General features: G+C 57.0%; 12 protein-coding genes. 10 read left to right on the top strand and 2 right to left on the bottom strand.

Annotated elements, in window-relative coordinates; translation table 11 throughout:
- Positions 1-141 precede the first annotated feature (141 nt).
- The 8 genes from BUA56_RS09395 to BUA56_RS09360 all read left to right on the top strand — a co-directional run bounded on the left by BUA56_RS09395 (position 142) and on the right by BUA56_RS09360 (position 9,035).
- Positions 142-810, top strand: a complete 669-nt coding sequence (locus BUA56_RS09395) for a class I SAM-dependent methyltransferase (protein WP_003510885.1) — start codon at positions 142-144, stop codon at positions 808-810.
- A gap of 129 nt (positions 811-939) precedes the next feature.
- Entirely contained in the window at positions 940-1,188 is a 249-nt protein-coding gene (locus tag BUA56_RS09390) for a heavy-metal-associated domain-containing protein (protein ID WP_044911083.1), read from the top strand.
- 431 nt (positions 1,189-1,619) lie between these two features.
- Positions 1,620-2,111 (top strand): helix-turn-helix domain-containing protein, encoded by a 492-nt coding sequence (locus BUA56_RS23615; RefSeq protein ID WP_242946753.1) that lies wholly within the window; start codon positions 1,620-1,622, stop codon positions 2,109-2,111.
- A 195-nt stretch (positions 2,112-2,306) separates the two neighbouring features.
- Positions 2,307-2,567 carry a DUF6110 family protein gene (locus BUA56_RS09380; protein WP_072851259.1) on the top strand — a complete coding sequence of 87 codons (261 nt, stop codon included), beginning with the start codon at positions 2,307-2,309 and terminating at the stop codon, positions 2,565-2,567.
- 56 nt (positions 2,568-2,623) lie between these two features.
- On the top strand, positions 2,624-4,711 hold the full coding sequence (locus tag BUA56_RS09375) for a heavy metal translocating P-type ATPase (RefSeq protein WP_003510878.1): 2,088 nt from the start codon (positions 2,624-2,626) through the stop codon (positions 4,709-4,711).
- Between the two features lie 118 nt (positions 4,712-4,829).
- Positions 4,830-5,447 (top strand): TetR/AcrR family transcriptional regulator, encoded by a 618-nt coding sequence (locus BUA56_RS09370; RefSeq protein ID WP_003510876.1) that lies wholly within the window; start codon positions 4,830-4,832, stop codon positions 5,445-5,447.
- 61 nt (positions 5,448-5,508) lie between these two features.
- Positions 5,509-7,293, top strand: a complete 1,785-nt coding sequence (locus BUA56_RS09365; protein ID WP_003510875.1) for an ABC transporter ATP-binding protein — start codon at positions 5,509-5,511, stop codon at positions 7,291-7,293.
- Positions 7,290-9,035 carry an ABC transporter ATP-binding protein gene (locus BUA56_RS09360; RefSeq protein ID WP_072851197.1) on the top strand — a complete coding sequence of 582 codons (1,746 nt, stop codon included), beginning with the start codon at positions 7,290-7,292 and terminating at the stop codon, positions 9,033-9,035. The genes BUA56_RS09365 and BUA56_RS09360 overlap by 4 nt, the downstream gene beginning before the upstream one ends.
- 6 nt (positions 9,036-9,041) lie before the next feature.
- Here BUA56_RS09360 and BUA56_RS09355 read toward each other — a convergent pair whose 3' ends face one another.
- Together BUA56_RS09355 and BUA56_RS09350 are read right to left on the bottom strand one after the other, a co-directional pair.
- The gene (locus BUA56_RS09355; RefSeq protein WP_072851195.1) at positions 9,042-10,391 is read right to left on the bottom strand and encodes a relaxase/mobilization nuclease domain-containing protein; all 1,350 of its coding nucleotides are present in this window, start codon (positions 10,389-10,391) and stop codon (positions 9,042-9,044) included.
- Positions 10,352-10,681: a plasmid mobilization protein gene (locus BUA56_RS09350; RefSeq protein ID WP_003510872.1), complete on the bottom strand. Its 330-nt coding sequence runs from the start codon at positions 10,679-10,681 to the stop codon at positions 10,352-10,354. The genes BUA56_RS09355 and BUA56_RS09350 overlap by 40 nt, the downstream gene beginning before the upstream one ends.
- Positions 10,682-10,983: 302 nt before the next feature.
- Between BUA56_RS09350 and BUA56_RS09340 the strand changes: the two genes are divergently transcribed.
- Positions 10,984-12,039 (top strand): helix-turn-helix domain-containing protein, encoded by a 1,056-nt coding sequence (locus BUA56_RS09340; RefSeq protein WP_242946752.1) that lies wholly within the window; start codon positions 10,984-10,986, stop codon positions 12,037-12,039.
- 117 nt (positions 12,040-12,156) lie between these two features.
- A complete protein-coding gene (locus BUA56_RS09335) occupies positions 12,157-12,762 on the top strand; it encodes an MptD family putative ECF transporter S component (RefSeq protein WP_072851193.1) in 606 nt (201 codons plus the stop codon).
- Position 12,763: the final 1 nt, after the last annotated feature.

Raw genomic sequence — 12,763 nt, 5'->3', positions numbered from 1 at the left:
GGCGGAGCGGCCGTTTTCCACATTTCCCACAGCGGAAAATAGCATGATAGCATACTTGTATATTGCTTTTCTGCAAAAAAAGATTTATAATGCATTATGGTTAGTTTGTGCTAACCTCAATTTCGAATCACGGAGGCGGTTATGGGAATATTAAAGGCTTTTTTCAACAATACCCGCAAGCCGAAAGGATTGCTGGGCAGGTGCATGGTGGGCAGCATGAATCATGCCCATGCTGCCCTCGCGGATTGGGGCCTTAGCCATTTGCCCGAAACAGGTCCCGTCGAGATTGCGGAGTTGGGTTGCGGTGGTGGGCGGAATATCCGAGCCCTTTTGCGAAAATATCCTGCCGCGACTGTCACCGCCTTAGACTATTCAGAAATATCTGTGGAAAAGGCCAAGAGTGTTAACCGCAAGGGGCTGCAAGCCAGCCGCTGCCGTATCATACAGGGAGATGTGTCTTGCCTTCCCTTCGAGGATGGTGTATTTGATTTGGTGACCGCATTTGAAACGGTATATTTCTGGCCTGGTCCTACGGAGAGCTTCCGGGAGGTGTACCGAACTCTGCGGCCGGGCGGCATCTTTCTGATCGTCAATGAGTCGGACGGAGAAGATCCCCACGCCAGCAAGTGGCTTTCTGTCATTGATGGGATGAGGATCTTCGATGGAGACCAACTTGCCCGTTTTCTCACCGAGGCAGGTTTTTCTGAGATCATCGTAAATCGGAATGCAAAAAAGCATTGGCTCTGCGTTCTGGCGATGCGGGAAAACAGCAGCCTTTTGGAAAATGAAGAACCGAGTGGCATCTCATAAAAAGCGGCAAATGGTGCGGCTGAGCACAGCATTTGACTTACTATTCAACCATTGGAATGCTTCTGATGAAGTGTACCGTATATGCTGGAACCAGCGAAACGGACTTTAAGAAGAATAGAGGGACAGAAGATGTGGAAATACACAATCCAAGTAGACGGCATGATGTGCGGTATGTGCGAGAGCCATGTGAACGATGCGGTGCGGAAAGCATTTCCGGTGAAGAAGGTCACTTCATCTCGGAGTAAAAAAGAGACTGTGGTAATCACGGAAATGGAACTGGATCAAGAGACTTTGCGGGCGGCTATTTCCGCCACTGGCTATGATGTGGGAGAGATTCAGAAGGAATCCTGGCACAAGAAAGGGCTGTTTGGCCGATAAGTATCTGAGACACAGATCAATGGAGAGGAGGCAAGCGGATGCTGGCAGAATTTTTGTCAAAACAGGGGGAATGGACACAAGTGATGCCTGGTGCGCGAGCCTGCCTGTTCTCCCTGTGCGAGAGGTCATTCCCTCTGCCCCTCCGGTTGGAACCTCTGCACTTTGAGGTATTGTTCTGCCTGGCCGGGATGGTGACTCTGACCCGGCGGGATGGTTCGGCTCTGAGGTTAGGTACCCGGCAGGTGCTTCTCCTCACCGACATCTCTGATCTGACCGATACCAGAGTGGAGACCGGCTTAAAGGGTGTGCTGGTGGCGGTGGACGCTCGGGGCGCCCGGGCGAGTCTAAAAGCCATTTGTGACCTGCTGGGCGGTTTGACTTTGAACACGGATCAAGTACGGCGGTGGATGGTCAGCCGGGGCGGCTGCGCTGTGGAGGGTCCCTCTCGCTGGAGCCAGGCGGCCTTCGCTGACCTGGATCGTTTGCCCCAGTGCGAGCGGGCACGCTGGTGCGTGTGGAAGTCGGTGGAACTGTTGTATCTGCTCTCTGCCCAGGGGGAACCAGCGGCGGAAATGGCCCCGGTGCTGGATCAGGAGATGATCCGGACCTTGGCAGAAACCCGCCGATATATGGAGGAGAATCTGGACGAACCCCTCTCCATATCAACTTTGAGCCGCCGTGCCTGCCTCTCTGCAACTACATTCAAGGAGGGGTTCCGTCGCCTGTACGGACTGCCGGTCCACACCTGGCTGCAGCAGCGGAGGATGGAGCGTGCGGCGGAGTTGCTGCGGGACTCCTCTCTTAGCGTGCTGGGGGTAGCCCAGTCAGTGGGATACAGCAGCGCCAGCCAGTTTTCCGCCGCCTTCCGGCGGCAGTATGGCATGTCGCCAACCATGTATCGAAAAATGTCTGAACCGGCATAACATCGTCTGATTCGGTGAGACACAGCATTGTTTATCCTTTATAATACTTAGATACATAAAAAAGCTTGTTTCCGGACAGGAGGAGATTTCAATGAAACAACATCGCTTCTGGGCCTGGGGCGCCGTGATTTGCATGGTCATGGTGATGATTACGGGCTACAAACACAAATAAAGCAGAAAGGAAAGATTTCCATGATGAAACACTATGTCAGACTGGCCTGCTTCGTGGGCGGCACTCTGTTCGGCTCCGCCGGCGTGAAGCTGCTCACCAGCAAAGATGCCAAGAAAGCTTATACTCACATTACCGCCGCCGGCCTGCGGATGAAGGATAGCATGATGGAAACTGTGACCTGTGTGCAGGAGAACGCCGCCGACATCCTGGCCTCTGCAAAGGACATCAACGAGACCCGAGCCGCCAAGGAAGCTGAGACCCAGGTGGAGGATCAGGAAGCCTGAAAATTGCGGAAGGGAGCCGGAAAACGGCTCCCTTTTTCCATGAGGAGAGATTTAGTATGCAAGCAACCATCGTACATGAGAGCCGGGGGCGGATGCGTCTGCGGCTCCGCCAAAAAAATATATCCATTCGCCAGGCGGATCTGCTGGAAACCTGGCTGAAGGGACAGCCCTGGACCCGGGAGGCCGTGGTCCATGAGCGCACCTGCTGCGTCATCGTAACCTATACGGGAGACCGGGAAGCCGTCCTCTCCGCCCTCGGTGCGTTCACTTGGGCCGGGGCGGAGTCATCCGTCACCCTGCCCGGCCACAGCACCCGGACTCTGAACCGAGAGTTCCAGGAGAAACTGGTGGGCAAGGTGGCGGTGAAAGCAGCCACTACCCTGTTTTTGCCCGCCCCGCTGCGGATCGCCCGGATTGTCTGGCACATGATCCCCTTTCTGCACAGAGGTCTGCGCTGCCTGGGACATCGTCAGATCAAGGTGGAGATGCTGGATGCGTTGTCCATCGGGATCTCCGTCTGCCGCAGGGACTTCGGTACTGCCGGCACTGTCATGTTTTTGTTGGAGATCGGTGAACTGCTGGAGGATTGGACTCGGAAGAAATCCGTAGCCGACCTGGCAGAGAGCCTGTCTCTCCATGTGGATCGGGTGTGGCTGAAAACCGAGGCTGGTGAAGTGCTCACCTCCATCGGCCAGATCAGACCCGGCGACTGGGTCGTGGTTCGAGCCGGAAGCGTCATCCCCCTGGACGGCATGGTGGAGGAGGGGGAGATCACCGTCAACCAGGCGTCCCTCACCGGCGAGTCCGTCCCCGTGGCCAAGCGGCGCGGCGGCGCGGTGTACGCCGGCACCGTAGTGGAGGAGGGAGAGTGTGTCCTGGAGGTGAAGCAGGCCACCGGCCAGAGCCGCTATGACCAGATTGTGGAGATGATCCAGCGGTCTGAGCAGATGAAGTCTGCCGCCGAAGCCAAAGCGTCCAACTTGGCGGACAAACTGGTGCCCTATACCTTTGCCGGCAGCCTGGTGAGCCTTGCCCTCACCCGGAACGTGACCCGGGCCTTGTCGGTACTTATGGTGGACTTCTCCTGCGCCCTAAAGCTGGCCATGCCCCTGGCGGTGATCTCCGCCATGCGAGAAGCGGGACGGGAGCACATCACCGTCAAGGGCGGAAAATTCCTGGAGGCGGTGGCGAAAGCGGATACCATCGTCTTTGACAAGACCGGCACCCTCACCCACGCCTGCCCCCGGGTGGCAAAGATTTTTACCTTCAACGGAAAGATAGAGAATGAAATGCTCCGTCTGGCCGCCTGTTTGGAGGAGCACTTCCCCCACTCCATGGCCAACGCCGTAGTGGAGGAGGCCAAACGCCGGGGCTTGCACCACGAGGAGCGCCACGCCAAGGTGGAGTACCTGGTGGCCCACGGCATTGCCAGTTCAGTGGATGGGGAGCAGGTGCGCATCGGCAGCGCCCACTTCATCTTCGAGGATGAGAAGTGCGTGATCCCGGAGGAGGAGCGGGCCAAGTTCGACGCGCTGCCCCCGGAGTATTCCCAGCTCTATCTTGCCATCAACGGGGTGCTCTCCGCCGTGATCTGCATCTCCGATCCTCTGCGGGAGGAGGCACGGGAGGTGCTCTCCGCCCTGCGAGTCTTGGGTGTGCGGAATGCCGTCATGCTCACCGGGGACAGCCCCCGCACCGCCGCTGCCATCGCAGAACAGCTCGGGGTAGATGCCTTTCGGGCCGGGGTGCTGCCAGCGGACAAGGCGGAGTATGTGGCCGCTTTGCGGAAGGAAGGGCATACTGTCCTTATGGTGGGAGACGGCATCAACGACTCTCCGGCCCTCTCCGAGGCGGATGCCGGCATCGCCATCAGCGACGGGGCGGCCATCGCCAGGGAGATCGCCGACATCACCATTGCCGCCGACAGCCTGTGGGAGCTGGTGCGCCTGCGGCAGCTGGCCATGGCCCTGATGCGCCGCATCCGGAATAACTACCGCTTTGTCATCGGGTTCAACGGGGCGCTCATCGGTCTTGGCGTGACGGGCATTCTGCCTCCAACCACCTCCGCCATGCTCCACAACCTGTCTACTCTTGGCGTAAGCCTCCACAGTATGACTGCCCTGCCCCAGAAAAAGCAAGATTAAGTTTCCTGACAGAGTCCGGCGCGTATGCGCCGGGCTTTTTTTCGTATTCCACTTGACAAACTGCCGCTTCCGTCGTATTATAACGGTGTTATATAACACTGTTATAAGGAGAGCGCCTATGGAAGAAAAGTCTAATGTCACGCTGAAAAAAATCCAAGAGGCGGCCATGGCCGAATTTCTGGACAAGGGCTTTCAAGGGGCTTCTCTGCGGCAGATCGTAAAGAACGCCGGGGTAACCACCGGGGCCTTCTACGGCTACTTCTCCAGCAAGGAGGCGCTCTTTGCCTCCATCGTGGAGCCGCACGCGGCCGCTTTGATGGGGCGGTTCATGGAGGCCCAGACCTCCTTTGCCGAACTGCCTGAGGAGCAGCAGCCAGATCACATGGGGGAGGAATCCAGCAACTGCGTCCACTGGATGGTGGACTACATCTGCCAGCACCGGGAGCCGGTGAAGCTGCTCCTCACCCGCGCAGAGGGTACCAGCTATGAGCACTTCGTCCACAGCATGGTGGAGGTGGAGGTAGAGTACACCCTCCAATACATGGAGGTGCTCCGCCGTCTGGGCCGGGACATTCCGGAACTGAGCCAGTCTCTGTGTCACATCATCGCCAGCGGGATGATGAGTGGCATTTTTGAGATCGTGATCCACGATATGCCCCGGGAGCAGGCGCTGCGGGACGTGGATCAACTCCGCGATTTCTATACCGCCGGATGGCTGAAATTGATGGGGGCTTAACCCCTATCTTTTTTGAATATAGGTTAGCTGCAACTAACTATTTTAACAAGGAGGGATCACTTTGAAGCAAAAGAAACCAAGCAGCCTGACCCGCATCTTGGGCTATGCGGGCGGGCACAAGAACCTGACGATCCTGGGCTGTATCCTGTCCGCCCTGTCGGCGGTGCTGGGGCTGGCGCCGTATCTGTGTGTCTGGCTGGTGGCCAGAAGCGTGTTGTCCACTTGGCCCGGCCTGGACGGGGCCGGGAACCTGGGACTCTGGGGCTGGATGGCAGTGTGGACTGCCGTTGGCAGCATCCTGCTGTACTTTGCCGCCCTCATGTCCACCCATATCGCGGCCTTCCGCACCGCCCGGAACATCCGGCGCGCCGCCATGACCCATGTGCTGAAACTCCCCCTGGGCTTTTTTGCCGGGAACCAGTCGGGGCGGCTGCGCAAGCTCATTGACGACAACGCCGGGCTCACCGAGGACCTGCTTGCCCACAAGCTCCCCGACCTGGCCGCCACGGCAGTGACGCCTATCGCCGCCATCGTGGTACTGTTCCTCTTTGACTGGCGGATGGGTCTGCTGTGTCTGCTCACCATGGTGCTGGCGCTGCTCTCCATGTGCATGATGATGGGCGGCAAGAATGCCGGCTTTTTCCACCGCTATCAACAGGAGATCGAGCGCATGAGCGGCGAGGCGGTGGAGTATGTCCGAGGCATCCCGGTGGTGAAGATGTTCCAGCAGACGGTCTACTCCTTCAAGGCTTTCTACGCCGCCATCCAGGATTACAGCGACTTGGCCAGTCAGTACGCCATGAGCTGCCGGATGGGCCAGACCTGTTTCCTTACCTTCATCAACGGGGCCTTCGCCCTGCTGATCCCGGCGGCGCTGCTCATCGCCTCCGGCGGGGATGTGCGCACCGCGCTGGTGAACCTGATCTTCTACGCCCTGTTTGCCCCTGCCTGCGGTCAGATGATCAACCGCATCATGTATATGAGCGAGGCGGTGATGGAGGCCGACGAGGCCATCGGACGCCTGGACGAGATCCTGAGCCAGAAGCCCATGGAGGAATCGAAGGTACAAAAGAAGCCGGCTGGCGACGCCGTGGTCTTTGCACACGTGACCTTCACCTACCCCGGCGCCGACCGGCCCGCGCTGGAGGATGTGAGCTTTTCCGTCCAGTCCGGCCAGGTGGTGGCTTTGGTGGGTCCATCCGGCGGGGGAAAGACCACCGCCGCCAGCCTGATTCCCCGGTTCTGGGATGTGGACAGCGGCAACGTCACCGTGGGTGGCGCGGACGTGCGGGAGCTGGACAGCACCGCTCTCATGGGGCAGGTGGCCTTTGTGTTCCAGGATACCCGGCTGTTCAAAGAGAGCTTGCTGGAGAATATCCGGGCTGCCCGGCCGGATGCATCCCGGGAGGAGGTGCTTGCCGCCGCACATGCCGCCCAGTGCGATGACATCTTGGAAAAACTGCCCCAGGGGCTGGACACGGTGGTGGGCGCAAAGGGCGTCTATCTCTCCGGCGGGGAGCAGCAACGCATCGCCCTGGCCCGGGCCATTTTGAAGGACGCCCCCATCGTGGTACTGGACGAGGCCACCGCCTTTGCCGACCCGGAGAACGAGCATCAGATTCAAAAGGCCTTTGAGACCCTGACCCGGAACAAGACGGTGCTGATGATCGCCCACCGGCTGTCCACGGTGCAGAACGCGGACAACATCATCGTCCTCAGCGAGGGAAAGATTGCGGAGCAGGGCAGCCACAGCGCCCTGCTGGAAAGAAACGGCGTCTACGCCGCCATGTGGGCGGACTATCAGCGTAGCGCAAAGTGGAAGGTTGGAAAGGAGGCAGCGGTATGATAAAGAAATTACAACATATCTTCGCCCTCAGCGAGAAGGGTGCCAGAGACCTGGTGAAGGCCGTGATTTGGTGCTTTGTGTGCAATCTGGCCCTCATGTTCCCCGTGGGGGCGGTACTGTTCACGGTTCAGCATCTTCTGGGTTGCCTGGAGGGCGGCGGCAGTCCCATGGACGGGTTCTGGATCTATGTGGGCTTTGCCCTGGTGGTGCTGATCCTGCTGTTCGTCCTCCACTGGTTTCAGTACGCCTCCCTCTACATCGCCACCTACCGGGAGAGCGCCAACCGCCGGGTGAGCCTGGCAGAGACGCTGCGGAGACTCCCCCTGTCCTTCTTCGGCAACCGGGATCTCAGCGACCTGACCTCCACCATGATTGCCGACTGCTCCAGCCTGGATCAAATGTTCTCCCACTATGTGCCCCAGCTGTTCGCCTCCGTCGGTTCCACACTGGTGATCGGGGTGTGCATGTTCGCCTGTGACTGGCGCATGGCCCTGGCTGTGCTGTGGGTGGTGCCCGTGGCGGTGGCGCTGACAGCGGGAAGTAAGAAGATCCAGGACGCCTTCGGAACGAAAAATATCCTGAACAAGCGGGCGGTGGCCGACTGCATCCAGGAGGGGCTGGAGACCATCCGGGACATCAAGGCCTGCCACCGGCAGGAGCGGTACCTTGACGGTCTGGAGGCAAAGCTGGCCGCCATGGAGGGCAGCTCCATCCGCTCCGAGCTGGCCACCGGCGTGTTCGTCTGCTCTGCCCAGGCCTTCCTGCGGCTGGGGCTTGCCACCACGGTGCTCACCGGCGGGGCGCTGCTACTGGCCGGGGAGCTCCCCTTCCTCTATTTCCTGGGTTTCCTCTTTGCTGCCACCCGGCTGTATGATCCCCTGGGGGTGGTGCTCCAGAATATCGCCGCTACCTTCAACACCAAGCTACAGATTGAACGGATGCGCTCCATTCTGGAACAGCCGGTTCAGACGGGAACGGAGGATTTCCGCCCCAACCGCTACGACATCACCTTTGACCATGTCTCCTTTGCCTACCGGGAGGGTGCAGGGGTGCTGGAGGATGTGAGCTTCACCGCCCGCCAGGGGGAAGTCACCGCCCTTATCGGACCCTCCGGCGGCGGGAAGTCTACCGCCTGCAAGCTGGCCGCCCGGTTTTGGGATGTCACCGGCGGGAAGGTGTCCCTGGGCGGGACGGACGTGTCCACGGTGGACCCGGAGGCCCTCCTGCGCTCCTACTCCATGGTGTTCCAGGACGTGGTGCTGTTTCGGGACACGGTGATGGAGAACATCCGCCTGGGCCGCCGGGGCGCCACCGATGAGGAGGTGCTGGAAGCCGCCAAGGCCGCCCAGTGCGACGAGTTCATCCGCAAGCTGCCCCAGGGCTATCAGACGGTGATCGGGGAGAACGGTTCCACCCTCTCCGGTGGGGAGCGGCAGCGGATCTCCATCGCCCGGGCCCTGTTGAAGGACGCGCCGGTGGTGCTGCTGGATGAGGCCACCGCCAGCCTGGACGTGGAGAACGAAAGCGCCGTCCAGACCGCCCTCTCCCGTCTGCTTCAGGGCAAGACAGTGCTGGTCATCGCCCACCGGATGCGCACCGTGGCAGGAGCCGACCACATCGTGGTGCTGGAAAACGGCCATGTGGCCCAGCAGGGCACCCCGGCGGAACTGATGGAGCAGGGCGGCCTCTACCGCCGCATGGTGGAGCTCCAGAGCGAGAACGCTCAGTGGCGGCTGGGTTAATTCCGTCTATTCAAGTTCATTCGATCTTTCCTTCGGGAGTACAACATCCTCTGACCGTTCCAGTAAGATACGGACGTTTTGGTTGAGGGTGTCGTACTCCCGCTCCTCTCGCTGGGCTTTCTTATACTCCGATTGCAGAGCGGTTCTTCTGGCGGTGAGCTCGTCCATCTCAGCCCGGAGCCGCTTGGTGGCGGGCAGGGGTACGGCATCCAGGCGTTTCAGCTCTCTTGCCGCCGCCTCAAACAGGATGATCTCGCCCTCATGCCCCCGGAGGAATTTCTCCTTGTCCTTGGACTGGCGGTATTCTTCATACAGGGGTCGGAGCTGGCGGTAGGTGGCGGCGTGCTTCATAGTGAGCGTCAGCCGCTCCATTTCCTTCTCCGTCGCCCGGAGGTCGGCCTTCACCCTGGCGGTAGCGGCTGCCGCCCCATCGCACTGCTCGGACAGGTCCTCTAAACTTCCTATGCCATGTTCCGTCAGGAAGTTCAGCGTTTCCGCCGCTCGCTTCAAGTTCTCAATGGTCGCCCAATGCTTGTAGCCGGCGCTCTGCTGGGCTTTGATGTTGTTCTGGATGTCGATGAGCAGGCTGGGCTTCCCGGTGCGCTGCTTCGGTTGGCGGGAGGGGCTGGGCCTTCCGGCGATCCGAGCGGTCAGGGCCTCCTCGGCGTAGTCGGCGCCCAGGGTCTTCAGACGGGTGAACCGCTCCTGGCCCGGAGCCCTGGCGGAGATGTACTTGCCCCGTTTCAGCTCGTAACCTTCCCGCTGGAGGCGGCGGAGCAGATCCTCCAGGTCGGCGCAGCCGGGCAGGAGCCGGTCGATGGCGGAGCGCAGCTTTGCTTTATAGCTGGTGCCGTTCTGTTCTGCCTGGTGCTCAATGTAGCTCTTGCCCTTGTCCCGGCCGGGGACGATGACAGACAGGCCATGCTCCTTGCAGATCCGGTCGCTGGTACGGCGGATGAAGTGATAGCTCCGCTTATTGGAGTGGTAGTGCCGATGGTCCTGGAAACTGACCGCATTGAAAATCAGGTGATTATGGACATGATCCCTGTCTATGTGGGTGGTGAGGACAAACTCATACTTTCCGCCCAGGACCTCCCGCGCCAGCTCCATGCCGATCCGGTGGGCTTCCTCCGGCGTGACCTCCCCAGGCTCAAACGCCTGGATGAGGTGGCGGCCCAGGTTCGTGCCCTTGTCGATAGCATGGCGGCGGGTCCATGCAAATTCAATGTCGGCGGTTTCCGCGGTGCAGCCGAAGGAGGACACCAGCAGCTTCCCATCCGTCTTGTCTGGATTGCAGATATAGTCGATGGCCGCTTTCAGCGTTGACTTAATAGGATGCGTCTTTGTAACTGCCATATCTGCTCCAATCTCTCCCGTATCTCCTCCATATCGGCCTGATAAGCGGGACCGCCGGCGTTCACCCTCTTGGCAATCTGGTTGATGTTCCGGCCGATGGAGCCCAGGGCCTTGGTCATCTCCCTGATGTCGGTGGTGTCCACCTGGATGATATACCCGTCAATCGCCATCTTCCGCAGGTAGGCGCCATATCGCTTTGTGGGGAGCTGGCTCATCTTCTCGTCGATGAGCCGCTTTTCCTCCTCTGTCACCCAGAACTTCATCTGGATATTTCGTTTTCGATTTGCCATGCCATTTCGCCTCCGTTTCTTATAAGGGTCTGGGACTATCCCAGCAAGCAATTTTTGTGTTTAGGGGCAGGGGTCCCCCTAAACCGAAAATCCGCCAGTGGGTACTCGCTGGCTGTGCTTGCTATCGTAACCCTACCCTCGTATTCTCCCTCTACTAATACTACAATTTGAAACAGAGATTTTGGCTATTTCCATCTAAAAATCTTTAACGTCATGGGCCTTTATCAAAATTTGACACAGAAGAAATTATCACATATACTTAATAGCAGTTAGTTATGGCGAACTGAAGGGAGGAATGGATAGTGCTGACCTATGAAAAACAAGCACTCTCTGGTGCGATTGAAATATTATCACGGTCTGAATTGCCAGATGAATTTGAAGGAACAAAGCTATACGGCTCTCCTGAAGAAGATGAACTGCGGCAGGATTGCAAAATTTTCCGGCTGTCGAATGAAACAGGATATGGACTGATCACTGTTTATCAGGTTTTTCCGGGTATTGAACTTTACTACAACGATATGCACATAGGCTATTGTAACCAAAACCAGGCCACTGCGAAAAATATGATAGAGATTAACCACTGCCTGATTGGACGTTTCGAGTGCAGCTTTGGTGAAAATAGCTGCTGCTATATGGCGGAAGGCGATTTGTCGATCAGCTCCATGATGAAGAAAAAGTCAAATTCGTGTTTTCCGCTGAACCACTATCACGGTATTTCCATCATCATCAATCTGGATGAATTGTTGCCGGAAGTACGGCAAATCATGGAACTGTTGAATATTGATTTGCATTACATACAAAAATATATTTGCGAAGGAAACCGTTGCTGCATCATGCGGGCCAATCCGTCTATTGAACATATTTTTTCGGAACTCTATCATGTCCGGGAAAAAAGAAAACCAGGATACATGAAAGTCAAAATACTGGAGCTGCTTCTGTTTTTAAGCGATCTCAATACGGCAGAAGAGGTTTTACAGACGGATTATTTCAATCAAAATCAGGTCTCATTGATTAAAGCAGTAGCATCCTATATTACGGAGGACTTGACAGCACATCATACGATTGAACAGCTTTCCCAGAAATTCGAGATTTCTACAACAGCATTGAAAAAGTGCTTTCGAGGTGTCTATGGAACCTCTGTCTATTCTTATCTTCGTACCTATCGGCTTCAAGTCGCCAAAAAATTGTTGCTGGAAACAGAGTTGTCAGTAACGGAGATTGCAGGCAAAATCGGATATGAAAATCCGAATAAATTCACTTCTGCTTTCAAAGAAGCGTATGGCAGCTCTCCAACGGAGCTCAGAAAGAGTGTCCGTTTGGATAGAAGCGGGTCCGTATGGAGTGGCGAAGAAATCTGAGCTGTATTAAAATATCCTTTGTCAGATAAAAGCAGAAAGCCCGCTTGAAGCTGGCCTATTTTTTGAATAGTGGGTTAGGTACTGCTAACTTTCTGCAAGACAAAGGAGGATTTCCAAATGGAAAATGAAAAATCGACAGGTAACAAGTTCACTGTCAAAGACGCGGCAATCATCGGTATCTTCTGTGCGGTCATGTTCGTTGTATTTATGGTCTATTCGACACTGACTGGCGCTTCTCTGTTCTATTCCATGATTTTTAACGCCGCTGGTGCGGCTCTTATCCTCGCACCGTTCTATGTTTACATGTGCATGAAAGTCGGCAAGCATGGCCCCGCTCTTGTCTACAATATCATGTGGGCGATTATCGCCGGATTGATGATGGGGCCGTTTATGATCCCGTGGTTTTTGGGCGGCGGTATCATCGCAGAGCTTTCCATGTGCGGAAAGGATGCTTACCATGACATTAAGCGTGTATCTATTTCGTGGGTAATTACAGCATTGGTTCGCGCTGCACACGGTATGTCAGAAATCTGGTTTTTCAAAGACGCATTTCTTGCCACTGGCGTCAGTGAGCAGCAGGTTCAGGTTCAGACCCAGTATTACACCGATCCGAAGTATGTTATTTTGAGCCTGGCTGTTACTGTTATTCTGGCCATCCTTGGCTGCATGATTAGCAACAAACTGATTGTAAAGCACTTCAGAAAGAGTGGCGCGATTAAATAAA

The organism is Lactonifactor longoviformis DSM 17459 (assembly GCF_900129135.1).
GTDB lineage: Bacteria > Bacillota > Clostridia > Lachnospirales > Lachnospiraceae > Lactonifactor > Lactonifactor longoviformis.
This window is presented reverse-complemented; position numbering and strand designations above follow the sequence as displayed.